Genomic DNA, 25,831 nt, shown 5'->3' with positions numbered 1-25,831 from the left:
TGATACGCTAAAAAGACCGTATATACCTGAATTATCCCTCTGAAAATTGTTGCATATCAATTAACCGCTTATACAAGCCATTGTGCGCAATTAATTCTAAATGAGTTCCAGTTTCCACAATTTTACCCGCCTCTAATACCACAATCTTGTCGGCATTTTGAATGGTACTTAAACGATGTGCAATCACAACGGTCGTACGATTGTCCATCAGCTTATACAAGGAATCTTGAACTAATCTTTCAGACTCTGTATCTAATGCGGAGGTTGCCTCATCCAATAACATAATAGGTGGATTCTTTAATACAGCACGCGCGATACATATACGTTGACGCTGTCCTCCTGAAAGTTTTGATCCCCGATCACCAATATTGGTTTGGTAACCGTTTTCACTGTTCATGATAAATTCGTGTGCATTGGCTATTTTTGCAGCATTTATTACTTCCTCTTCCGTAGCTTCTTCGTTTGCAAAAGCAATATTATTAAATATCGTATCGTTGAATAATATGGACTCTTGATTAACTACTCCGATTAATTGCCTTAATGAATCTTGTTTTAAATCGCGAACATCCACTTGATCGATAGTAATTTTTCCGGAACTGGCATCCATAAATCGAGGGATTAGATCGATCAAGGTAGACTTACCACCTCCAGAAGGCCCGACTAAAGCAACGGTTTGTCCCTTTTGAATATCCAACTGCACATGTTTTAAAACTGGCTGATCTTCATAGGAAAAGTTCACATCCTGAAATGAAATTTGATGTTGGAAGCTTTCAATCGCTTTAGCATCTGGCTTATCTGCGACCATATTTTTTTCATCAATCAATTGCAATACCCGTTCCCCTGCCGCAATACCACTATGTACACTGCTAAACGCATCTGTTAATGCTTTTGCAGGTCTCATAATTTGAGAAAAGATACCGATATATGCAATAAACTCTGAAGCCATTAAATCTCCTTTGCCGTCTAGGACTAAATGTCCTCCATACAATAAAATAATGGCAACCATAATGACACCCAGCAATTCAGAAACTGGAGATCCCATTTGCTGTCTTCGCACCATCCTCCTATTGATCGTAGCGTATTGATCATTTTCTTTATTGAATTTGCTTTTGATAAAATCAATTGCATTAAAAGATTTAATGATTTTAATGCCTGATAGTGCTTCTTCTAAGTAACTAATCATATTGGCATAACTGCGCTGCCCTTCCTGAGCTTGTTGTTTAAGCGTCTTCACAATCTTCGCAATAAGAAAACCAGATACTGGAATAACTAATAAAGAAAATAAAGTCAACTTAGTGGATATCATAAAGAGCATCACTAAATACGCTAATAATTGCAAAGGTTCTTTAAACACAACTTGTAAGGTACTGGTAACAGAAAACTGCACAACCTGAACATCCGAAGCAATTTTTGAAATAATATCGCCTTTTCTTTGGCTCGAAAAGAAGCCTAAATGTAAGTTCATGACATTACTAAAAACAGATTTACGAAGATTTAATAGCGTATGTATTCTTAAATTCTCCATTATTCGTTGCGATAAATACCGAAATAAATTGCTTATAAATACCGATACGACAATCACTATACATGTAAATTTTAACGCATCATACGCTCCAAAACGCATATTCAGCTCATAAGAAATGTAACTGAAATACTTCATCACATTTAAAGAATCTGGTTTAGCGACCGGTTCAATGACCGTATTTTGGGAATCAAACAAGGTTTGCAATAATGGCGCTAAGAGGGCTAAATTCAGCGTACTGAAAATAACCATAATTAACGTACAAATAATATAAGGGATAGCGTATTTTTCAATAGGCTTGGCAAAGGTAAGAAGTCTAAAATATGTTCTCATTTAAAAAACTAAGTTACAAAGGTAAGAAAAATTGTGCCTATCTTGATTTTTGAAAATTCCTACAGCTAAAATGTTGCACTACGACAACAAATTGCTAAGTAATCGAATCTCGAAGCCTCGAACAGCTTCTGATTCTAAACGAAGTATATGGAGAAGGAAAAATTTTGCATGTACCTTCTGCTTTGAAGCACATTTATTTCGCACAAATTGCATGGCCCTCAACTGCCTTCCATCAAGCGAAACATATATCTTTTGCCTGAAATAAGGCCTGATGCAAACCATCCTCATCGTCCTAAATTGACATTCCGAACAGCTCTTTATAGGTATCGCTGTACGTGGATGAAAGGTGTTTAAGCATAGATCGAAGTCGATGCATGGATTGAAGCTCCTAAAAATCAAAAGGATTTGACAATTTTATAGAATAAATAGGCATTAATTGCTATTGTATTTAATAAAACGACTTAGATTTTATAATTTTATTGACAAAATAAGCAATAATGGAAATTGAAGTTGCAAAACGACTACAACAAACTGAAGAGTATTACTTTTCAAAAAAACTAAGGGAAATAGACGAGATGAATAAATCAGGTGCTCAAGTAATTAATTTGGGTATTGGCAGTCCTGATTTACCTCCACATCCCGAAGTGATAAAAACACTGCAAGAACAAGCCGCTTTACCGAATACCCATGGTTATCAAAATTATAAAGGTGTACCTCAACTGAGAACGGCTATGGCGGATTGGTACCAACGGTATTATCAAGTTAGTTTAGATCCGAATACTCAAATTTTACCATTAATTGGCTCTAAAGAAGGTATCGTTCATATTTGCATGACTTATTTGCAAGAGGGTGATCGTTGTTTAATTCCAAATCCAGGATATCCAGCCTATGCGAGCGCTGTTCGCATTACGGGAGCCACACTATTGCCTTATGAATTAAAAGAAGAAAACAATTGGCTGCCAGACTTAGAAGAACTTGAAAAACAAGATCTATCGACCGTGAAAATGATGTGGATCAATTACCCTCATATGCCAACAGGTACCTTAGCTTCTACTTCATTTTTTGAGGAAATTATTGCATTTGCTAAAAAGCATCAGATTTTGCTATGCCATGATAATCCATATAGTTTTATCCTAAACGATCATCCTGAAAGTATTTTATCGGTTCCAGGAGCATTGGACGTAGCCATAGAACTGAATTCTTTGAGTAAATCATCTAATATGGCCGGTTGGCGAATCGGAATGCTATTGGCTAATGAAAAACGTATCGCGGAAATCTTACGTTTCAAAAGCAATATGGATTCTGGCACCTTCTTACCTTTACAGTTAGCGGCCGCAAAAGCATTAAGTTTGGATGCTTCCTGGTACAAAGAACTGAATGCTGAATATGCGAAGCGCAGAACAAAGGTCTTTGAAATCATGGACATCTTAAATTGTACTTACAATACCAAGCAAGTCGGTTTGTTTGTATGGGCGAGAATACCGAACAGCTATGCTAATGCCTATGCGCTTAGTGATGAAATATTGTATAATACACAGGTATTTATTACCCCTGGTGGAATTTTTGGTTCTGCAGGAGATCAATATATTCGCATCAGTTTATGCGCAAATCAAACGACCCTGGACCGAGCTATTGAAAAAATAAAAGCGGTCAAGCAGGTTTCTACACATTAATTGAAAAACATAACATGAATATAGCAATTGTCGGAATAGGTCTGATTGGAGGATCCATAGGCATTCGACTTAAGGAAACACATTTTTGCGAGAAAATTATTGCCGTTGAGAAAAGTGAAACGAATCAACGAAAAGCAATCGCCTTGGGCTTAGCCGATGAAATACAATCATTGGAAAATGCGATAGCAAATGCTAAGGTGATTATATTAACGATTCCAGTAGACGCTATCTTAGCCCTGCTACCTGGTATTTTGGATCAGGTTACTGATCAAGTGATCATCGATATGGGATCTACGAAATCGAATATCTTAAACTTAATAAAAGATCACCCAAAACGGGGCCGATATGTAGCGGCACATCCCATGGCAGGAACAGAATATTCTGGTCCGGAAGCCGCAATTCCAAATTTGTTTAAAGATAAAATGATGGTTTATGTGGAAGCCTTCAAGTCAGATGAAGATGCTTTTGAACTTGCCGACGCGATTACGGAGCAACTTGAAATGAAAACTTCGTTTATGACTGCCGAAGAGCACGATACGCATACCGCATATGTGTCGCATATTTCTCACCTTACTTCTTTTGCATTAGCACTTACTGTCCTAGAAAAAGAAAAATCGCAGGGTAGGATATTTGAACTTGCAGGTTCTGGTTTTCAGTCTACCGTACGACTAGCAAAATCTTCTCCTGATATGTGGACTCCTATTTTTAAACAGAATAAAACCAATGTCTTGGAGGTATTGGAAGAGCATATCAAGCAATTGCAGTTTGTTCATGACAAAATTAAAGGGGATGAATTTGATGCTGTGCACAAATGGATAAAGAAATCAAATAAAATTAAACGAATTATTAAATAAAGGATATGCTAGAACGAAAGGAGCTAAAAAATGATCTTATCCACTTAATTCCATTAGAAAAATCTGATTTTGAGTGGGTATATGCTGCAGCATCTGATCCTGAAATTTGGGAACAACATCCTGATCGAAATCGCTATACCCCGGTTGGTTTTACTCAGTATTTTCAAAAGTTATTGGCCTGCGATATCCCCTACTTAATTCTTGATCTGAAAACCGAACAAGTCATTGGGGCAACTTCATATTACCAATGCAATGAGGCTCAAAAATCTGTGGCTATCGGATTTACTTTTTTAAAGAAAGCGTATTGGGGTGGAACCTACAACAGCTCCCTCAAAAAATTGATGATCGAATATGCTTTTGAAAGTTTAGATAGCATTTATTTCCATGTTCGCGATCAAAATCTAAGATCTCAAAAGGCGATTGAAAAATTAGGCGCAGTCTTTAACAAAACTTACCTTGCGGAAGATAATAGTTCTGAACAAATAGAATATATTTTGAAAAAAGAGCTTTATCGCTAAATTGGTTTAACCATTTGTACGTTCAATCAAAATCATAAGCATTAAACTTAAGACAAATCGCTCTTCATTGACTTCTTGGTTGGTCAGTTTATGAACGGAGAATTTACGACCAAAAAAAGATGGTTCTTTGACTATTTCAAACAACTCCTCTCCTTCATTAGTCCGCAACACATAGGATGGATTGAAAAGATATCCTGATAGTATCCCAATTAATGGAATTTCACCAAATAATCCATCCCAGAATTTTGTCCATGGATTCTTTTCTTTTATGGTGCTATCTTGCTGATCAAATTCGTCCATTAAATTAAAGGTAGATTTCCATAAGGATTTGATGGTTTTCCTTCGCAGTTTTCCGATAACTTTTCCTGAATGGTCTTGAATGGTAAAGGTTTGTTGAAAATCTATTAATTTATTGGAAATGATTTCATATAGTAATTCCGTCTTCGTTTCATCAAGATATACTTGAATATGGTCTCTCCATGAAAAAATCTTTTCCCGAACATAATACAAATCATTCCCTTGGGAATCCTTGGCACGAAAATCATTAGCAAACGAACTGATTCGAAATTGAAAATGTAATGGATAAATTAAATCTTTCATTAATGGAATAAAATTAATTGACAAGTAAATTACTAAAAAATTAAGAGATGACTATAAAGATTTTTAATGAAATAATAAAGTGATCATATATTTTAAGGTGCTCTTAATCGATTACACATAAGCTTAATATAGAATAATTATAGGATTCATAATTAATAGCTATTTTAGAAGACTATTTTAAATTCATTATACAGTACATCATTTGTTCATGAAACCTTATCTGTTTTATAGTATCTTAAGTTCTTTACTGCTGTGGTTCAACAATGCACAAGCGCAGGAATTTCCTTCACATTACTTAGCTAATGCGCATTCACATAATGACTATTCGCGTCCAAATGCTTTCATTCAAGCGTACAGCTTAGGTTTCGGATCTATCGAAGTGGATCTCTTTCTCAAGGATGATGAATTATACGTGGCTCATGATTGGAAGGATATCAAACCGGATAGAACCTTCGATGCCTTATATTTAAAACCTCTATTAAACGCTTTTAAGAATAGTAAGGATGGTTTTCTTTATCCTAATCAGGGTCAACTGCAATTATTAATTGATCCTAAAACAGATGGTGCTCCTATTTTGCGAAAACTGGAAGAATTATTAAAACCCTATAGGCAGTTTTTCGACAGTAAAAATAATCCGAAAGCCGTTAAATTAGTGATTTCAGGTAATAGACCTGCTGCTAAAGATTTTAAATTGTATGATGAGATATTCTATTTTGATGGTAATTTAAATGAAATTTATAATCAAAGTGAACTGGCTAGAATTGGTCTTATCAGTGCTCCTCTGCGTGCTATTACCACTTGGAATGGGCTAGGCCGCTTGACTCAAGAGGATCTGTTAAGGTTAACAACAAAAGTAGATTCAGTACATCAATTAGGCAAAAAAATAAGGTTTTGGGCGGCCCCAGATACGAAAACTACTTGGATGGAATGGTTAAAACTGCGTATAGATTACATCAATACGGATAAAACCTTTGAATTAGCTGAATTTTTAAGGTCTCTCCCAAAGACTTCCTACGTAGAACAGAAAACACATGCAGTCTATGCCCTTCAAAATAAATTCCCAATTGGTAAAAAACCTAAAAATATTATTCTTTTAATTAGCGATGGTGCAGGACTTTCTCAATTATGGGCTGCAAAATATGCTAATAAAGGGGCCTTAAATGTACTTAATATGCCTTATGCAGGGTATCTATTTACGCAATCGGCAGACAATTATCATACTGATTCTGCTGCAGGTGGAAGTGCTATTGCGACTGGTCATAAAACTAAAAATAGGTACATCGGGGTGGATTCTTTAGGAAATAGCGTGTTAAATATCCCTGAAGTACTTTTTAATAAGGGTTACAAAACTGGAATAGTCAGTAATGATGAGATCATTGGAGCCACGCCTTCTGCCTTCTATGCGCATGTGAAAGAACGGGATGATATCGCTAAAATCACGTCAGATTTAATGGAGTCTAATTTAAACTTAATGATCGCTGCTCCTCATTCGCTATTCATTGAAAATGACAGTGCCATTCTTAAACAAATGAGCAACAAGGGAACTTATATTGAAAATGATCTCAACAACCTCTCTTCCTTGAAAAAAGAAAAAGTACGCTTATTTATGGAAGATGAAGTGGATCATAAATGGAATAAATTAAGCGATAATCAATCGGATTTAATTACCTCCTCAAGAATGATTGAAACCAGCTTTATTCCTGCGATTACATTCCTTAACAATATTAGTGTAAAGTCTAAAGGTTTTTTCTTAATGATCGAAGGTGCTAAAATAGATGGTGGCGGACATAGCAATGCCCTAGATTTTACGGTTCAAGAATATTTAAGCTTTGATAGAACTGTAGGATTGGCCTTGAAATTTGCGGATGAAAATAAAGAGACTTTGGTGATTGTTACTTCGGATCATGAAACTGGTGGCCTTACGCTATTGGATGCTAATGCTCAACATGGAAAGTTGTTTGGTAATTTTGCTACTACAGACCATACTGGAATCCCTGTACCTTTAGCAGCTTATGGACCCGGCGCTGAGTACTTTCAAGGATTTATTGACAACACCCAGCTATCGAGAAAAATTTATGAGCTTTTAAATATTCAGCAGGAAAAGAAGCTTAGCGCGTATTAGAATTTCCAATTTAATTTTGTAAATACTTTAGACCATAGCCATACAGGTCCATAAGTCAATAGCTTCGTAAATTGATTTATCGTAACATTCTGTTTATTTGCTGAAAACCACAAGCCTATAAGCCCTATAAGCATCAAGATGCTAGTTACCAATACTACAGTTGGACCACCATCCCTTTCTACATATTCCAATTGTACAATAAAATAGCTCATGATTCCAATACTAAACAGCACAGCGTAGGACAAGGTTGGGGCCAACCTTAAGTAACAATAGATAACAATCGCAATGAAAAAGGATCCCCAATTTAAAAAAGTCTGAGCATTCATTCGCTCTAAAATAGTTAGTTTTGGAAATGGAATCATCCAAATCAATCCCATCAACCCGAAAAAGAATAAAATCATGAAAATGGCATATGCTAAATAGTTGCCTGAACCAAATACTTGATTCAATTCCAAAAAAATCTTTTCAACAGGGCGATTAAATTGAGGGTTTTGATGAGTAGATTTCACATTTTTTTTCATCTGGCAAAAATAATGAATAAAACGACAATACTCGTTTATAATGGTCATTATTATGTAAGTTAAAATCCATCGATTCCCTTCCTAGAATAGAACTATACTAAAACTTTCATGACAAAGTTAATAGGTATTTACGCTATCAAATAAAAACAATAGCCTAGGTAAAATACAATCATTGCAGCAGTTCGTGGAACAAGAAATTCTTTTATCAAGACTTCGGTCTTAGAAAAATGCATATCAAATAAACTAGCTATAGCGATTATTTTAATCCTACAATGAGTAAAGACAATTAGATTTTCTTATCGGAGTGCTTAAGACCTTTCAATAAGGTATTGGAATAAAAGTTTTGGAATGAGCCTTTTAACATCCCCAGCTAAAGAACAAAAAAGAGGCTTACCGAATCGGTAAGCCTCTAAATATATTGTTAGATTTTATTATTTCGCATAAGAAACTGATCTTGTTTCTCGGATAACGGTTACCTTAATTTGACCAGGATAGGTCATCTCCGTTTGAATACGATTAGATAAATCTGCAGCTAATATTTCTGCCTGCGCATCAGATACCTTTTCACTTTCTACCACTACACGTAATTCACGTCCAGCTTGAATAGCAAATGTTTTCTCAACGCCAGGATAAGATAATGCTAAGTTCTCCAGTTCTTTCAATCGCTTAATATAACTCTCCACAACTTCTCTACGAGCTCCTGGACGTGCACCTGAAATTGCATCACATGCCTGCACCACTGGTGAGATCATGGAAGTCATTTCAATTTCATCGTGGTGAGCTCCAATTGCATTACACACATCAGGATGTTCTTTATATTTCTCCGCTAACTGCATCCCTAAAATTGCATGTGGCAATTCTGGATTATCATCAGGTACTTTACCAATATCATGTAATAGACCTGCACGTTTCGCATGCTTCACATTTAACCCCAATTCCGCTGCCATGGTAGCTGCAAAATTCGCAACCTCTCTAGAGTGTTGTAATAGGTTCTGTCCATACGAAGAACGGTAACGCATTCTACCCACCATCCTAATCAATTCTGGATGCAATCCATGAATACCTAGGTCTATGACTGTGCGCTCGCCAATTTCTACAATTTCATCTTCAATCTGTGTTCTAGTTTTAGCAACCACCTCTTCAATACGAGCAGGGTGGATACGTCCATCTGTAACTAAACGGTGCAATGATAATCGCGCTATTTCTCTTCGCACAGGATCAAATCCTGATAAAATAATCGCTTCAGGGGTATCATCCACAATAATCTCTACACCAGTTGCAGATTCTAATGCACGAATATTTCTACCCTCACGACCAATAATACGGCCCTTAATCTCATCATTCTCGATATTAAAGATCGATACTGTATTTTCGATCGCAGCCTCTGTAGCAGTACGCTGAATCGTCTGAATAACCACCTTTTTTGCTTCTTTAGATGCTGTTAACTTAGCCTCATCCACAACATCCTTAATTTGAATGATGGCTTGAGAGCGGGCTTCTTCACGTAAGGAACTAACCAATTGTTCTTTTGCTTCCTCCGCTGATAAACCAGCAATACTTTCCAATTGTTTAATATGCTGCCCCTTAAGAACTTCAACTTCCTCTTTCTTCTTTTCGTTAACTTCGATTAGTTGATCAAGTTTTTTATTTTTAGTATCTAATTCCTGTTTTTCGCGGTTAAGAGTTTCTAACTTTTGATTCAGTGATTGTTCTTTTTGACGTATAGAATTTTCCTTCTGAACGATAGAATTATTTCGTTGATTTACTTCTTTTTCATGTTCTGCTTTCAATTGCAAAAACTTTTCTTTGGCTTCAAGCTGACGTTGTTTCTTATTGTGTTCGGCTTGTTGTTCTGCTTCTTTAATAATCTGTGCAGCTTTTTCATGAGCCGATTGTTCTTGCTTCTTGAAAAGCATCTGAATCAAGTATCGACCGATAAAAACCCCTACGACCAAAGAAATTATAATTGATATAGTAGTTGATAACTCCATGTGTTAATATTTATATGTTATTGTATTGTTCATTTTTTTTCAAAAAAAAACCGCAATTAAATCTTCAGGTACCATGTATTATTAAACTTCGATTACACATGATTTGAGCGTATGATCATGACCTAGATGGCTTTCGCAAAATGGCCTTCATCTTATATTGCTCGTGATATTGAAGCGTTAAGTTTAAAATAGTGACAACCCGAATTTAATTGCGGCAAATTCGTCGTTACAAGCTCTAAATAATAAGAACGTAAACGTTTATTTTTTAAAGAAATCTGTCAATATATTATCCAATTCGTGAATTGATTTCTCAAGACCAACATCTTGTTGTTGTGCATTTTTCTCTGCTTTTATCATCCCTGTAGCGTACTGTAACACACACATGGACAATAAATCTTGTTTATCACGAACCGCATAATTGTCTTGCAGTTCTTTAATTTTTTCGTTTATAAGTTTAGCTGCATATCGAATAACTTCCTCCTCTTCCGTGTCAACACGTAATGGATAAACGCGATCAGCTATATTTATTTTTATGGAAATATCTCCCATTTTATTGAGCTTTATAACATTGTAAATCTTTTTCCAACTTCTTCATAGCTACCTCAAAAGATTGATACATTTGTCGATTTCTCGCACAAAATCGTTAATTTTTTGTTTTGTGTCAAGTACTTTTTCATTTATAGCTTCCTTATCAATGGACGAATTATCTAAAGTTTTTGCAACTGCCAATGCTTTCACATTCTCTTCCAGTTGTTTAACTTTTTCAGAACTCGTCTCAAACGCCACTTGCAAGGATTGAACTTCCAATTTTAATAGGTCATTTTCCTCTTGAAGGGCTTCACACAATTGAATTAAATTTTTCGTTTTCTCAACGATAACATTCATTTGGGAAGATAAAGACGCCATAGTATTTCGCAATTATTAAAAATAAGTTAACGTACCGAAGCACCTACTTCTTTCTCAAAGTTAATAATTAATTTTTGAATTATTCCATCAATTTGTTTATCCGTGAGCGTTTTTTCTTCATCCTGCAGGATAAAACTTAATGCATAAGACTTTTTACCTTCGGGTAATTTATCCCCTTTATACACGTCAAAAATCTGAACATCTTTCAATAATTTTCGCTCCGTACGGTTGGCAATCAATCGCAATTGGTCAAAAGTCACTGAATCAGAAAGCAATAAAGCTAAATCTCTACGTACAGAAGGGAATTTCGAGACTTCTTTATACGTGATTTTATTCTTTTTAATTACTTTCAATAACAAATCCCAATCTATTTGCGCAAAAAATACCGCTCCAGAAACATCCGCTTTCTTTAGATTGTCTTTTGCAACAGATCCGAAGCTAACAAGGACTTTCTCCCCTTTTTTATAACTTAAACCGAAATCAAAATATGTTCCTTCATAATCCTCAACACGAATCCCTTCTACGTTCAAACGTTTGATAATACCGTCCACAACCGCTTTAATGTCATAAAAATTAACATCTACAGCCGGGTTATTCCATTGCTCTACATTCTTTCTACCAGCTAATGCAATAGAAAATAGTTGTTTTTCCACATATTTCCCTTCAATCAATTGGTAAGAACGACCATATTCAAAAATTTTGAGGTCAGCACTTTTTCTCTTTTGATTATAACCTATGGAAATCAAAGAAGAAAACAGCAAATTCTGACGCATAACATCCAGATCCGAACTCAATGGATTCAATAACTTCACTGCTGTATTAGGATTTTCTAAAAACAAGTCCTTCGTCAACGAATTTGACAATATTTCTCGAAATCCATTCGCAATAAGGAAATCGGCCACTTGATTCAAAACCAACTCCTTATCTGGCTTCTCCGAAGTATTCAGTGAAGCTTTAATTTGAGATTTTAATTCAATATTATTATAACCATATATGCGCAAAACCTCTTCTACGATATCAATTTCGCGTGTAACGTCCACTTTGTAAGGAGGAACCAAGACATCAAATCCCGCTGTCGTTTCATTTTTTATGGCTATACCTAAACCTAAAATAATTTCTTTGATGGTATCTTCAGGAATTGCCTTACCTATCACCCGTTGAATGTTTCCATAACGAATCGGAAATTCAAAAGGAAGGATAGTTGTAGGGTATTGATCGATAATTGCTGAACTAATTTGCCCACCAGCAATTTCAACAATTAACAAAGCTGCTTTTTTTAGCGCATCTACTGTAATATCAGGATTTGTACCACGCTCAAATCTGAAAGAAGAATCTGTTTTTAACGCATGTCTTTTAGACGTTTTACGAACTGTAACCGGATTAAAATAAGCAGATTCTAAAAAGATATCCTGTGTCTCTTCCGTTACACCTGAATACGCACCACCAAAAACTCCTGCGATACACATCGGCTTTTCAGCATCTGCAATCACCAAATCTTCTGCGGACAATTCGCGTTCTATACTGTCTAATGTAACAAACTTCTCTCCTGCTTTTGCTTTACGCACAAGCACTTGATTTCCAGAAATTTTACCTGCATCGAATGCATGTAAAGGTTGACCTAAATCATGCAAGATATAATTGGTCACATCCACAATATTATTGATGCTTCGAACACCAATTGCCTGCAATTTTTCCTTTAACCAAGCTGGTGATTCTCCGACTGTAATCCCAGAAATATTCAATCCTGAATATCGAGGAGCATCATCTATAGCGATTACATTTACAGAAGTACCTTTCTCAAATGCTTCAGTAAAATTGGAATTATCTATAGGTTTTAAAGGGATTCTTAAATAAGCGGCCAAATCTCTCGCCACACCAAGATGCGATGCTGCATCTGCTCTATTTGGGGTTAAACCAATTTCGAAACAGTAATCATCTTGCATGTCAAAATAATCTTTCACCAAGCTCCCGACCACCACATCGCTGTTCAATTCTACTATACCTGCATGAGAGTTCCCTAACCCAATTTCGTCCTCACCGCAAAGCATACCTTCAGAAACTTCGCCACGAATTTTAGATTTAGTAATTTTAAATGGCTCCCCACTCGTTGGATAACAAGTCGTACCCACCTGCGCTACAATCACTTTCAATCCTACACGAACATTCGGTGCACCACAAACAATCGGCAACAACTCCGTTCCAGCAACTTGAACAGTAGTAATTTTTAACTTATCAGCATTAGGGTGCTGTTCACAAGTGATGACCTCACCGACCACTAAACCTGCTAAGCCACCAGGAATACGCTGTTCAACCTCCAATGATTCCACCTCTAAACCAATATCTGTTAGGATTAAAGATAATTCTTCTGGAGTTTTATTTATATCTATAAAATTTTTTAACCAATTATATGAAATTCTCATGCCTCATTTTTTCAGAAAACAAAGATAGGATTTTGAGAGCGATTTCACAGGGATAATTGTATTCTATTTTAAGCGTAAAAATCCGGATTACCAACTAAATTCAACCATTACACCATCTGGATTGTTCTCAAACTCTAGCAAATACGTATTTGAAGCTTTGTCCCACAACTTCAAATCATAAGCTTCTTTTCCAGCTATCAAAACACTTTTTGGCCTTGAAGGCAATAATACTCTAGAAACATTATTGGTTTCAATCGGGCTTTTTGCGACAAAAGAATAACCCTTACTGTTTATTTTTTCCTCATAAGCCCTACTGGAAGCCGCCAGCACTTGAGGTTTCTTTTTGTCTTGAACTAAATCAATATTTAAAAAATATCCTTGCGTCCCGGGCAAAATCTGACGAGCATGATAAATTGGAAGTTTCGGATCAAACAAATCGATCAGGGTTCCTTTCAATGTATAAGCATCTTGATTTAGACTTTCATCCAATACCGCGACCAATTCATAAACGCCCCTATTCAAATAAAAATGATTTTTAAACAACAACTTTTCATTTAAAGTAGCAAAGCTTTTTTGCACTGCATCAATTAATTTTTTACCTGCATTTGGCTGCGTCGCAAATTCTTTAGGGTCATTTCGAAGCACTTGAATATGACCTTTTCCGAAAGAATATGTTCCCGCTATTGCTGAGGCTGGCATCCCCATTAATTTAAACAAATGGTCAGAAGGTGCTGCAAAATTATTTCCTGCTGTATTCCACCATTCTTGAACTCCTTGAAAAGGATCCGTATCAGTCCCACTAAAAATCAGCTGACCGCCTGCTTTTACCCAATTGGCGATATGATCATGCGACAATGGGTCTAGAGGCTTCATGTTAGAATAAGTCATCAATAGCACCTTCGTTTCCTTTAACGCCTCCGGATAACCCACATTCTCTAGGTGAACCGTTTTAATTGGTACCCCTAATTTTAAAAATGGAAGTACCTGACCATAGAAATTGGCTAATTGCGGGTCATCGTAACTCGCATGAACTGGAAACCGTTGAAACATTAAAGAATTTGCCATCAACACGGACAATCCGCTAGTACCCGATAATTTATTCGTACTGATCGGAATAGAATTCAAGCTATTGATCATCACTTGCATCTGCGTAGAATAATGCCTTGGTATCCGTTCTTTCTGCTCACTATCCGCACTCGTTTTATACAAGCCCTCATAAATACGCTCTGGCCAAGGCATTACTTCATAGTCTGCAATATTGGGGTATAAAAGCTGAGCCGTAAAAGTAGCTTCGTAATTCTTTTTATAATCAACCCAATCCCTAGGCCTATCCTCAATCGGATCCGTTAAAAAAAACATCTTTCGTCCCGTTGGAGCGGTCATGGACTCCATAGACCCATATTCTAGGTAAGCCGTTTCAAAAACACGTTCTTTTTCTACACCATTGTAAAAATTGGGCTCCCGAGAAGTACCAGTCCAAACTTGTGCTATATAGCCATCCACCTCCGGTAAGGAAGCCAAACTTGCCTCAGGAGATACAATTTGCCATTGAGAATAATTTACTAAAGAATGTGTAGGCACATAGCATTTCACATCCATTCCTTTTGTTTTTCCATACGCTTTAGCATAACTAAACACTTCTTTAAGCGCTTTATAATACAACCAATACTTTAATTTATTGGAGAGATAAGTATTTTCAGGAGATTCATGCTGAGGTCTCCAATCAAAACCATAATATTTTTTCCATTCTTTTTTAAAAGACTCACTGTAACCAGCTCTTGCCCAAAACTCAGGCTCTTCCATAAAAATAGCATCTATACCTGCATCTATTACGGGTTTAACATGCATTTCTTTCAAATATTTTATAAAATTATCGGTAGGAACGATATAGGGAACCATATGTCCATGCCATATGGTGTCTTGATTTTGTGTCACTTGCCCCTCATCCAAATGCCATTTACCATCCCATTTTCCAGTAAAATAATCTTGATACTCACCCCAGGCGATGCCAGTCATAAAATGCACGATATAGCCACGGTCTTTCCACGATTTCACACGATCTGCAAAAGGAACTCGACGATGTTTATCCGACGGATTTCCACCTATCCCATAGACCATAACCGCATCTGCGCGATTATCTATCGTAGGCCTCCATTCACGGGAAGTTTGAAACGTGGTTTTTACATTATTTATACTTTGTGCAGTGAGGTTTCCACAGATAGCCAAAAAAAAGCCTACTGAAACGGGTACTTTCCAATTATTCATAATCCTTAGTTTATTTGGTTGATTTGTCTATAACACAATTCAGCCTCTCACATTTTACAATAACAAAAACTTATCGGAAATGATGAAAAACTAAATTGTTTTAGATAACTAAAAATAGCTAATTTATGGCTTATATACAAGTACTTATTCTATCCAAACCATTTGAATTGAACAACTTATAAATTGAAATTTTCAGAAAAATAGGTTCATGGCTGATAGGTAAATCATCCTTCCATTGAAATTATACCGAAAGAAAAAAATAAATTATGATAACGTGTCCAGTTGGCACAACACTTCCAAGTGATGCTTCTCTATGCCAAAATAGTGCTTAATCTGCTTTAATTTAGCTAATATTTCTTGTTGTTTGTTGGAATCGATTGTTTTTTTACTCGCTACAATCATCACATTTTTAGGCGTATGTTGATCCGAAATAAACTGCATCACCTTCGTTTCATACCCAAAATATTCCAGTATTAATGAACGGATACTATCCGTTAGCATTTCTGCATGGCGTTCAAGAAATATGCCGTATTGAATCATAAAATCCAAATCATTCTTCTTTTCGATGCGCTCTAACTCCCTACGGATTTGTTTATGACAACAAGGAGCCACCACAATTAAAGATGCTTGATGTTCAATACCTTTAAAAATAGCATCATCTGTCGCCGTATCACAGGCATGCAAAGCGATAAGTACATCTAAATTTTGCTCAGGAACAAACCCTTCAATGCTTCCTTCTTTAAATTTCAAGCCTAGAAACCCAGCATCCAAAGCGACTTGATTGCAAAAATCAACTAAATCCTTCCGATATTCCACACCCACAACTTCTACATCTCGATTTAGCACACGTTGTAAATAATCATACAGCGCAAAAGTAAGGTAACCTTTCCCTGCACCCATATCTACAATTTGCAACTTTTTAGTTTTCGGGAGCTCTTGCAAAGGTTGCGACAATAAGTCGATGTAATGATTGATTTGCTTCCATTTATGCTGTGCATTTTTATACACTTCACCTTCCGCATCGGTTAAGTTAAGGCTATGGAGGTATTTTTGATTACTATCTTTTAATTTTCGCTCTTTTTGTTTGTCGTGTTGAAGATCTATAGAACGGTCGGTAACGATGTTTTTTTCGGTCACTTTCCACTCCGCCTTTTTATTCATCTGCAATTGTGTTTCCCCATGCTGATAAAGCGCATGCATAGATCGAAAACCTTTATATCCCAGCAGCGTAGCGAGTAAATCGACAAACTCATTAATGAAGTAGTTTTTGGTGATATCTTTTGTTTTATATCGAAATATGACAGAAATTCTCAATTCCGTTTTAATTAATACCAATTTCCCAATCACTTGTTTGAGATCTGCATCCACCCCATGGTAATTACCTAAAGATAGTTTTACAAGGCTTTGTTGTTGAATTTGTGTTTCAAGCTGAGAAATAAATTTTTCGTAAACCGACATACATGGGAAATTATCCCACAAAGATAATCAAGATAATCTAATCCGGGATTCAAATATTTGACCATAAAAATTATCGCCAATATTTTACGTGGATAATCACAAGAAAAGAATGCTTATTAAATTTTATAGCCTTAACTTTGATTATGCAAAAGTCACCCATAAAAGCCGTATTTTTCGATATTGACGGTACTTTATTGAGTTTTAAAACTCATGAAGTTTCTCCATCCAGCAGAGAAGCTATCCGTCTTTTACAAGCCAAAGGAATTAAAACCATTTTATCCACTGGTAGATCTATCAATAGTATTGATCATGTCAAATTTTTAGATTTTGATGGTTACATCACCTTCAATGGAGGATACTGCGTCACCAAAGACATGGAAATCCTATACAGACAAACCATTGATAGTCAAGACATCCAATCGGTGTTGAATTATGCGAAGAACAATTCCTTAAGTTTCTCCTTTATGTCAGAAAATGAAATTACGATTCATGATGTAACACCAGAAATCGCAGGGATGTACGCCCATTTAAACCTTCCAGTACCTAAGTTGGTTGATTTAGATCTCGTAGATACCGCTAGCATCCTCCAAACAAATATATTTCTAGGACCAGAAGAAGAACCCGCATTCATGAACGAGGTAATGCCTAATTCATTAGCCTCTCGATGGACCCCACTATTTGCAGATGTCAATCCAAAAGGTCAAAGTAAAAAAATCGGAATTGATATATTCTGCAAGCATTTTGGTATAGACATCGCACATACCATGGCATTTGGTGATGGTGGAAATGACATTAGTATGCTGGAGCATGTACAAATTGGAGTCGCTATGGGCAATGCCAATCCAGAAGTAAAAGAAATCGCAAATTATATCACGGATGATGTGGATTCAGATGGCATATGGAATGCCCTTAAACAATTTCAACTCATTTAATGAATATTAGCTGAAAATTATATCATAAAAAAAGGAGAACGCTAAGTTCTCCTTTTTTTATAAAATAACGTACGTATATTATGCAATATCAGCCTTCGCACCTAAATAGCGCTCCGCTTCCAAAGCGGCCATACAGCCCGTTCCAGCCGCAGTAATAGCTTGACGATAGATGTGATCTTGCACATCGCCACAAGCGAAAACTCCAGGGATATTTGTAGCAGTACTATCAGCTTTCGTAATTAAATAGCCCGTCTCATCCATTTCCAATACTCCTTGAAACAATTCCGTATTTGGTTTATGACCTATAGCAACAAAAAATCCTGTAACATCCAAATCTCTCGTTTCTTGACTTTGGTTATTTTTTACGCGAACACCCGTCACAACTTGACCATCACCTAATATCTCACTTGCTTCCGCATTATACAACACTTCGATATTAGCGGTATTCATAACCCGGTGAACCATAGCTTTAGAAGCTCTAAATTCATCTCTGCGTACCAACATGTACACTTTTCTACATAATTTCGCTAAATAAGTAGCTTCTTCAGCTGCCGTATCTCCAGCACCCACGATAGCTACATCTTGCCCTTTAAAGAAAAACCCATCACATACCGCACAAGCTGACACTCCAAACCCATTATATTTCTCTTCAGATTCCAAGCCCAACCATTTTGCGGTAGCTCCAGTAGCAATTATTACCGTTTCTGCTTCTATTGTTTTTATTCCATCAATTTCAACTTGATGAATTCCTCCATCTTTTGAAAAATTTACTTTGGTAGCATATCCAAAACGTACATCTGTACCGAAACGTTCCGCTTGCGCACGCAAATCTTCCATCATGATCGGTCCGGTTATTCCTTTAGGATAACCAGGAAAATTATCTACTTCAGTCGTTTGCGTCAATTGTCCACCAGGTACCAAACCCGTATAAATTACCGGTTTCATATCTGCTCGAGCAGCATAAATTGCAGCCGTATAGCCTGCTGGGCCTGATCCAATGATTAAACAAGGAACTCGTTCCAACACTTCTTCTTTTGATAACATCATATTATTGGTTCAATTATTTCTTAAATTTATCTTGTAAACCCTTAAGCATGTTTTCAGTAATTGGTTTACTCACTACTTCCTTCTTTTCTACTGCATGTGCCGGTTTAGGTTGAGCAGGCACCCTCTCTTGTAGTTGTTGCTTAGATTCTTTCTTTTTATTTCGATACGTATTCCATAAATTTTCCAATACCTTTTTCGTATACAATGGAAAATCCCCATTTTGCATCCAAGCATAATAACTTGGCTCCACTTCAAATACATCCACAACCTTTCTACCCTTATGCTTTCCAAAATTAATGGTTGGATCTCCTTCCGAGTCATAAACCAACCGACCTGCGAAATCCACCGGTTTACTCAAATTGGTAAATTCATGTAATGCCAACACATCATTCACTACAGGCTGGCTAACCAGTCCATGCTTATCCTCATACTGTACATTTTCGTATTTGGTTAACTGCGCTTTCAAAACTTCATAAGTCGCACGTACATCCGCCTCCGCATGATGAGCATTAGCTAAGGATTGATCACAATAAAACTTATAAGCAGCTTTTAACGTGCGTTGTTCCATTTGATGAAAGATATTTTGAACATCTACAAAGGCACGTCCTTCTAATGAAAAATCAATCCCTGCACGTAGAAATTCTTCCATCAACACAGGCACATCAAACTTATTTGAGTTATAGCCCGCTAAATCCGCATCAGCTATAAAATCCGCAATTTCCTGAGCACGTTCTTTAAATGCAGGAATTCCTTGTACATCCTCATCATAAATTCCATGAAACATGGAAGATTCAGCGGGAATTGGAATTTCTGGATTAACACGCAAAGTTAAAGATTCCTCTTTCCCTCCTGGTGATACTTTTAATATGGATATTTCAACTATTCGATCCAACGATACATTTACACCAGTTGTCTCCAAATCAAAAAATGCCAAAGGGCGTTTAAGGTTTAACTCCATTTCTATTTTAATTACTTAATGATAAAGTGTACAAAAATACTAAATCTATTTGTCACATTTAAAATCCTTCTTCAACAATAAATCGCTATTACGTAAAATTTTCAATAGCTATACAAAGCCATAGCCATTGCTAGATTAAAAATCATCCCTATGCTAGCTGCTTAACACAAAAAAAGCAGCGAATCGCTGCTTAAATATTGTTATCAAAAGAAAAATACCAGCTTTAAACCAACACTTCCTTTAGTCTAGTTACTTGATGATCAACCAATTTTTGTAATGGTCCTGAAGCAATCATTTTCATCATCATATTCAATTCAGCTTCTATCACAAAAGTCGCTTGAGTAGAATTTTCCGAGTCAGAATCTAATTTCCAGCGCAAAGTTATTGCAAATGGAGCTTCAGCAGATGGCACACAAACCAATTCTTTATCCACTATTCGTTCACTTATTCTTAATGCTAATTTAGCCATATTTTGAATAGTGAAACTAGCTTCATCAGCTGTAGATGTCCAATTATAAATGTTTTCTGGCATCAATTGTTCATGGTTATTCAAATCTGCTAAAAAGGTATACACCTCATGCAGCGGTTTTTGAATAACTGTTGTATTTTGAATAATGGTCATAGCTTAATTTTCTGGATTCCAATTAGCTGGGTCTTGACGCCATTTCTCTAAAAATTCAATATCAGATTCTAGAATATAACTGTTGGATGCAGCAACACGGATTAAAGCATCATAATTACATAAACTATGCAAAGCACATTTAGCTTCTTCAAAGTTCTTACGTGCTTCTTCGAAACCGTAAGTGAAAATAGAAACTAAACCTACTACATTACAACCCGCCTCACGTAATGCCTTAACAGCAACTAAACTACTTTTTCCGGTAGAAACCAAATCTTCAATCACCACAACACGTTGACCGCTTACGACTTCACCTTCAATTAGATTTTGTCTTCCATGATCTTTTGCACTGCTGCGTACATAGGAAAAAGGCAATCCTAAATCCTGAGCTACAAGCACACCTTGAGGTATCCCAGCTGTAGCAACTCCCGAAATCATATCGATAGATCCAAACTCCTCTTGAATAAGCTGAGAAAGTTTTTGTCTAATGTATGTCCGAATCGCTGGATGAGATAGTGTAACACGGTTATCACAATATATTGGAGACTTCCAACCCGATGCCCAAGTAAAAGGACTTTTAGGTTGTAATTTTATTGCTTTAATTTGCAATAAGGATTCAGCAACTTTTTGTTCAACCTCATTTAAATAATTCATGGCACAAATTTATAAAATTTATATGAACCAATCTCTGTTAATTTTGGCAGATTTCGCACCTCATATTAAAGAAAACGTTCAAACGATTGGTTTACAAGACATTGATTTGGAAAAACTTTTTATTGAATCATCCCAGCAACCTGAAAAAACCATTTATTTATACATACATCAAAATGTTGAAAAAGTTTTTAAAACTCTATTTTCAACCAACAAAATTATTCGAGCTGCTGGAGGCTTGGTTCGAAATGGCCATGGTCAATACTTATTTATTCATCGATTAGGCAAATGGGACCTGCCAAAAGGTAAAGTGGAAGAAGGAGAAAAGATGAAAGATGCTGCCCTAAGAGAGGTGGAAGAAGAGTGCGGTATAAAAATTGATTATCTAGGCAAGAAAATCAAAACAACCTATCATACGTATTATATGCGTAATAAATTTGTCCTTAAACAAACCAAATGGTATGATATGGGGGTAAATAAAACCCCTAAATTAACGCCACAATTAGAAGAAGATATCGATCAAGCGGAATGGCTTGAGGTAGCGGATATTAAAAAGGTTAAAGAAAACACCTATCCTCTAATCTTAGACATAATCAACCATTTATAAAATTGAAATAAACGAGACGAATCCATCAAATTAAAATTGATGGATTCGATTTTAGGTTAAGCTTCTTGTTTCTTTCTGAATAGAATAAATAGAAAGGTTACGAGCCCTATTAAAAAGGGATAATATAAATATTGCATCACTTCCAAAGGGGACAATAAATCTTGTTGTTGATCTCTTAAGACTAAATTTGCTGCCGCTAATGCAGCAAGTAATTGAGCGCCATATGGAACTAGACCTTGAATGAAACAGGAAATAGTATCCAGAATACTGGCTACACGAGGCCCATTTAATCCATTTTTATCGGAGATATCTTTCGCTATTGGCCCTACAATGATGATGGTGATTGTATTATTTGCAATGGCTAAATTCACTAAACTAACCAAAAAAGCGATGCCTAATTCCGCTTTCTTCTTGGAATTTACGCGTTTGGTGACTTGGTTTAATAAATAGTCTATACCACCATTAAATCGGATAATGCCTACTACTCCTCCAATAATTAAACAAAGCACACTCAATTCCAACATACCAGCAAACCCAGAATTGATGGAACTTAATACCGTTAAAAAATCGATAGAATGCGTATACAAGCCAATTAGGGTTGCCGTGATGATCCCTATACCTAGGGTCCAAATTACATTCAATCCTAATAATGCCAAAACAAAAACCAATACATAAGGTATGATTTTTATCAAATCGTATTGACCAACCTCCATAGCCTGGCCTGTAGAAACCAATTGCCAACCTAAAAACAAATAGATTACAAATACCAAAATCGCGACAGGCAATACCATTTTAAAATTTACCTTAAATTTCTCGCGCATGCCGACATGTTGAGTACGGGTAGCTGCTATGGTCGTATCCGAAATAAAAGACAAATTATCACCGAACATAGATCCACCTATCACTGCTGCTAAAGCAATCGGCATAACATGAGGAATATGTTCCTCTAAACCCACTGCAATGGGCGCCAAAGCTACAATTGTCCCAACCGAAGTACCCAAGGAGGTTGATATAAAACAGGCAACTAAAAATAAACCAGCAACAATAAATTCAGGGGAAATGTACGTTAAAGAAAAATTAATCGTAGAGGAAATCGCCCCAATATCTTTTGATAATTCACCAAATGCACCTGCTAATAGAAATATGAGAATCATGATTAAAATATTCTCGTCGCCAGCGCCCTTGGCAAAACTGGCCAATTTCTGATTAAAACTGACCTTAGGATATTGTGCAAATGCAACAAATAAGGATAAAATAAATACCAATAATACAGGTAATGCGTAGAAATCACCTAAACTATAGGATCCTGCAAAATAGACGATGACAAAAAATATTAATGGGAATAATGCCCAAAATTTACCGTTTTTCATTTCAGAAAATTAAATACAAACCAAAGGATTACAATATGAAGCAATCACTCAAAATCTCAGGAAATTTATAAATTAATAAATTTAACTAATTCCTAAATCTATAATTTTTAAGTGCTAAATTAAAAATTTTACATAACTTTAGTTTAAACACCAATGCAAAAACAACATAAACATGAAAAGAACGCCTTTGACAACGCTAGTGCTACTTTTAGTAGTAGCGGCTATATTGTTATTTGCAACCACTTGTTTTGGCCTACAATAACAAGTAAAACATCAAGGGGCTCATCAAATAATATTTGATGAGCCCCTTTTTTATAGGTTATTATTTTCGAAGCGAAGCGTTTTACGCGTTAAAAAAGATAAAACCATACAGCAAGATCATAATTTATAGGATTAATCTTTATTCTCCTTACTTTCCCAATATTCCGCATTCTTAACCCCTATTTCTGTAGGTTTAAAATCCGGATCCAAGATTCCTTGTTTTCTTTTCCGCTTATAATCATTCCATACTTTCATCGCTGTTCCACTTAACAGCAAGATCGCGATTAAGTTGGTCCAAGCCATCAAACCCACACCGATATCCCCAATAGCCCATGCAGTATCTGCCGTACGTACAGTACCAAAGTAAACGGTAATTAAGAATACGACTTTAAAAACCCATCCTGCAATATTTCTATATTTAGGATTTTTTATTAAATAAACAATATTCGTATCTGCATAGTAGAAATATGCCATTATGGTCGTAAAAGCAAAGAAAAATAAAGCAATTGCGACAAAACCATTCCCTATTCCTGGAAAATGATGTGATACAGCCGCTTGTGTAAATCCATTATAATCAATTCCAGGGATATTTTCTTGAATAAAGTTCGTTGTTTTCCCTGCAGCATCTACTGCAGTCACATTATATTTTCCTGTAAATAATATCATTAAAGCCGTTGCAGTACAAACAAATAAAGTATCTACATACACCGAGAATGCTTGAACTAATCCCTGTTGCGCTGGATGAGTTACTTCCGCCGCTGAAGCTGCATGTGGAGCAGTTCCTTGCCCCGCTTCATTCGAATAAATCCCGCGTTTTACTCCCCAGGAAATCGCCATACCTATAATCCCTCCAAAGGTAGCATCTAGGCTAAAGGCACTTTTAAAAATTAACGTAAAAACCGAAGGAATTTGCGAAAAGTTCATTCCAATAATTACCAATGTCATCAAAATATATCCCCCCGCCATAAATGGAACAACATATTCCGCAACGGTACCAAGACGTTTTACTCCACCAAAAATGATGAGTACCAATAGCACGACAATACCTATCCCGGTATAGTTTGCAGGTATAGCAAATGCGTTTTCTATAGAAGATGCAATGGCATTACTTTGAACGCCTGGCAGCAACAAACCTGCACTTACAATCGTTAATATCGCAAATAAGACCGCATACCATTTTACACCTAATCCCTTTTCTATATAATAGGCTGGACCTCCACGAAATTCTGTTCCGTCTTTTTTCTTATACACTTGGCCAAGCATCGCTTCAATAAATGCAGATGCGGAACCTAGAAATGCGATTGCCCACATCCAGAAGACAGCCCCTGGACCTCCGTAAAAAATTGCCGTCGCAACACCAATGATATTACCTGTACCTACTCGACCTGAAATGGCTAATGCAAAGGCCTGAAATGATGAAATCCCTTCATCGGATTTCTTCTTGGCAAACAATAAGCGCAACATATCCTTGATAAAGGTGACTTGCAAAAATCCGGTTCGTATGGAAAAATAAAGTCCTGTGAATAAACATAAATAGATGAAAACATCGCTCCAAACAAGGTTGGATAGGGTAGAAATAAAATTATTCATTTATTGGGCTTAAAGTGTTATTTAGCATAAATTATTTGTAAAGAAACTACTTTTTTTAAAAAAAATCACACTTTTTACGTTACTTTTTATCAATTTATTAATTTACAGCAACAAATTAACCTAAACATATCAAATATTTCAATGAGTTACAGAAAGGTTTAATGCTAAAATCAAAAAACAAAAGTCACTTTTTGATTAAAAATATTCACCACCAATCCACAATCCAACCAATTCACCTTGTTTTCATTCATTTTAATATAAAAAAATCAAATAAAAATCAGCAAAACCTTAAAATAATCTAAAAAGACATTTCATAAATGCGATTTTCACTTAAAAAAATGAAAATGCATTGATTTTATTAAATAAATTTCAAGATTTAATGTGTTTTCTTAAATTTTACACGATTTATTAAGACGCAAATTCAATTATTTCCAATCCACTATGTACAATGAAGATTCACTCAAACTGCTGTTATTTTGGACGAATACAGGAATAATCCGGGCAATTTAGTCTATGGAAACAGTATCTATACTATTTCAATCGTTTCTGTACATTCCCTATTCCATTTAAGGTAGCTGATAGGATTTTCAACACTTGCTATTGTAGGAGGAAT

The 25,831-nt window shown here is 36.0% G+C and carries 21 protein-coding genes; 6 read left to right on the top strand and 15 right to left on the bottom strand.

Going from position 1 to position 25,831, the window contains the following annotated elements; genetic code table 11:
* Positions 1-31: 31 nt before the first annotated feature.
* Entirely contained in the window at positions 32-1,855 is a 1,824-nt protein-coding gene (locus ACFRAE_RS11790; RefSeq protein WP_422797359.1) for an ABC transporter ATP-binding protein, read from the bottom strand.
* A 497-nt stretch (positions 1,856-2,352) separates the two neighbouring features.
* On the opposite strand from ACFRAE_RS11790, the gene ACFRAE_RS11785 reads away from it, so the two are divergent.
* Genes ACFRAE_RS11785 through ACFRAE_RS11775 form a run of 3 tightly spaced genes read left to right on the top strand, consistent with a single transcriptional unit; the run spans position 2,353 to position 4,900 of the window.
* The gene (locus ACFRAE_RS11785) at positions 2,353-3,528 is read left to right on the top strand and encodes a pyridoxal phosphate-dependent aminotransferase (protein WP_422797358.1); all 1,176 of its coding nucleotides are present in this window, start codon (positions 2,353-2,355) and stop codon (positions 3,526-3,528) included.
* A gap of 14 nt (positions 3,529-3,542) precedes the next feature.
* On the top strand, positions 3,543-4,382 hold the full coding sequence (locus ACFRAE_RS11780; protein WP_422797357.1) for a prephenate dehydrogenase: 840 nt from the start codon (positions 3,543-3,545) through the stop codon (positions 4,380-4,382).
* A gap of 5 nt (positions 4,383-4,387) precedes the next feature.
* Positions 4,388-4,900, top strand: a complete 513-nt coding sequence (locus ACFRAE_RS11775) for a GNAT family N-acetyltransferase (protein WP_422797356.1) — start codon at positions 4,388-4,390, stop codon at positions 4,898-4,900.
* A 6-nt stretch (positions 4,901-4,906) separates the two neighbouring features.
* Here the strand turns inward: ACFRAE_RS11775 and ACFRAE_RS11770 are convergent, their stop codons facing one another.
* Positions 4,907-5,500 (bottom strand): hypothetical protein, encoded by a 594-nt coding sequence (locus ACFRAE_RS11770; RefSeq protein WP_422797355.1) that lies wholly within the window; start codon positions 5,498-5,500, stop codon positions 4,907-4,909.
* A 208-nt stretch (positions 5,501-5,708) separates the two neighbouring features.
* On the opposite strand from ACFRAE_RS11770, the gene ACFRAE_RS11765 reads away from it, so the two are divergent.
* On the top strand, positions 5,709-7,622 hold the full coding sequence (locus ACFRAE_RS11765; protein ID WP_422797354.1) for an alkaline phosphatase: 1,914 nt from the start codon (positions 5,709-5,711) through the stop codon (positions 7,620-7,622).
* Here ACFRAE_RS11765 and ACFRAE_RS11760 read toward each other — a convergent pair.
* The 7 genes from ACFRAE_RS11760 to ACFRAE_RS11730 form a co-directional block, all read right to left on the bottom strand.
* On the bottom strand, positions 7,619-8,143 hold the full coding sequence (locus ACFRAE_RS11760) for a hypothetical protein (protein WP_422797353.1): 525 nt from the start codon (positions 8,141-8,143) through the stop codon (positions 7,619-7,621). The two genes, ACFRAE_RS11765 and ACFRAE_RS11760, sit on opposite strands and share 4 nt — an antisense overlap.
* A gap of 431 nt (positions 8,144-8,574) precedes the next feature.
* Positions 8,575-10,134 (bottom strand): ribonuclease Y, encoded by a 1,560-nt coding sequence (gene rny / locus ACFRAE_RS11755; RefSeq protein ID WP_422797352.1) that lies wholly within the window; start codon positions 10,132-10,134, stop codon positions 8,575-8,577.
* A 258-nt stretch (positions 10,135-10,392) separates the two neighbouring features.
* Positions 10,393-10,683 (bottom strand): cell division protein ZapA, encoded by a 291-nt coding sequence (locus ACFRAE_RS11750; RefSeq protein WP_422797351.1) that lies wholly within the window; start codon positions 10,681-10,683, stop codon positions 10,393-10,395.
* A 48-nt stretch (positions 10,684-10,731) separates the two neighbouring features.
* Positions 10,732-11,040 (bottom strand): hypothetical protein, encoded by a 309-nt coding sequence (locus tag ACFRAE_RS11745; protein WP_422797350.1) that lies wholly within the window; start codon positions 11,038-11,040, stop codon positions 10,732-10,734.
* Between the two features lie 26 nt (positions 11,041-11,066).
* The gene (gene pheT, locus ACFRAE_RS11740) at positions 11,067-13,460 is read right to left on the bottom strand and encodes a phenylalanine--tRNA ligase subunit beta (protein WP_422797349.1); all 2,394 of its coding nucleotides are present in this window, start codon (positions 13,458-13,460) and stop codon (positions 11,067-11,069) included.
* 87 nt (positions 13,461-13,547) lie between these two features.
* Positions 13,548-15,725 (bottom strand): hypothetical protein, encoded by a 2,178-nt coding sequence (locus ACFRAE_RS11735; RefSeq protein WP_422797348.1) that lies wholly within the window; start codon positions 15,723-15,725, stop codon positions 13,548-13,550.
* 264 nt (positions 15,726-15,989) lie between these two features.
* The gene (locus ACFRAE_RS11730; RefSeq protein WP_422797347.1) at positions 15,990-17,183 is read right to left on the bottom strand and encodes a class I SAM-dependent methyltransferase; all 1,194 of its coding nucleotides are present in this window, start codon (positions 17,181-17,183) and stop codon (positions 15,990-15,992) included.
* 143 nt (positions 17,184-17,326) lie between these two features.
* On the opposite strand from ACFRAE_RS11730, the gene ACFRAE_RS11725 reads away from it, so the two are divergent.
* Positions 17,327-18,115 carry a Cof-type HAD-IIB family hydrolase gene (locus tag ACFRAE_RS11725; protein WP_422797346.1) on the top strand — a complete coding sequence of 263 codons (789 nt, stop codon included), beginning with the start codon at positions 17,327-17,329 and terminating at the stop codon, positions 18,113-18,115.
* 78 nt (positions 18,116-18,193) lie between these two features.
* Here the strand turns inward: ACFRAE_RS11725 and trxB are convergent, their stop codons facing one another.
* The 4 genes from trxB to pyrE form a co-directional block, all read right to left on the bottom strand.
* Positions 18,194-19,162: a thioredoxin-disulfide reductase gene (gene trxB / locus ACFRAE_RS11720; protein WP_422797345.1), complete on the bottom strand. Its 969-nt coding sequence runs from the start codon at positions 19,160-19,162 to the stop codon at positions 18,194-18,196.
* A 13-nt stretch (positions 19,163-19,175) separates the two neighbouring features.
* On the bottom strand, positions 19,176-20,120 hold the full coding sequence (locus ACFRAE_RS11715) for an exonuclease domain-containing protein (RefSeq protein ID WP_422797344.1): 945 nt from the start codon (positions 20,118-20,120) through the stop codon (positions 19,176-19,178).
* 223 nt (positions 20,121-20,343) lie between these two features.
* Positions 20,344-20,742, bottom strand: coding sequence for an SRPBCC family protein (locus ACFRAE_RS11710; protein WP_422797343.1), 399 nt, complete (start codon positions 20,740-20,742; stop codon positions 20,344-20,346).
* A 3-nt stretch (positions 20,743-20,745) separates the two neighbouring features.
* The gene (gene pyrE / locus ACFRAE_RS11705; protein ID WP_422797342.1) at positions 20,746-21,393 is read right to left on the bottom strand and encodes an orotate phosphoribosyltransferase; all 648 of its coding nucleotides are present in this window, start codon (positions 21,391-21,393) and stop codon (positions 20,746-20,748) included.
* Between pyrE and ACFRAE_RS11700 the strand changes: the two genes are divergently transcribed.
* Positions 21,392-21,997: an NUDIX hydrolase gene (locus ACFRAE_RS11700; RefSeq protein WP_422797341.1), complete on the top strand. Its 606-nt coding sequence runs from the start codon at positions 21,392-21,394 to the stop codon at positions 21,995-21,997. The genes pyrE and ACFRAE_RS11700 overlap by 2 nt on opposite strands.
* A gap of 56 nt (positions 21,998-22,053) precedes the next feature.
* Here the strand turns inward: ACFRAE_RS11700 and ACFRAE_RS11695 are convergent, their stop codons facing one another.
* On the bottom strand, positions 22,054-23,367 hold the full coding sequence (locus ACFRAE_RS11695) for a Na+/H+ antiporter NhaC family protein (RefSeq protein ID WP_422797340.1): 1,314 nt from the start codon (positions 23,365-23,367) through the stop codon (positions 22,054-22,056).
* Positions 23,368-23,760: 393 nt separating this feature from the next.
* On the bottom strand, positions 23,761-25,218 hold the full coding sequence (locus ACFRAE_RS11690; protein ID WP_422797339.1) for an alanine/glycine:cation symporter family protein: 1,458 nt from the start codon (positions 25,216-25,218) through the stop codon (positions 23,761-23,763).
* Positions 25,219-25,831 lie beyond the last annotated feature (613 nt).

It is taken from the genome of Sphingobacterium sp. HJSM2_6 (genome assembly GCF_049316305.1).
Taxonomy (GTDB): domain Bacteria; phylum Bacteroidota; class Bacteroidia; order Sphingobacteriales; family Sphingobacteriaceae; genus Sphingobacterium.
Note: the sequence above shows the minus strand (reverse complement) of the source record. Positions and strands in the feature narration are given on the sequence as shown.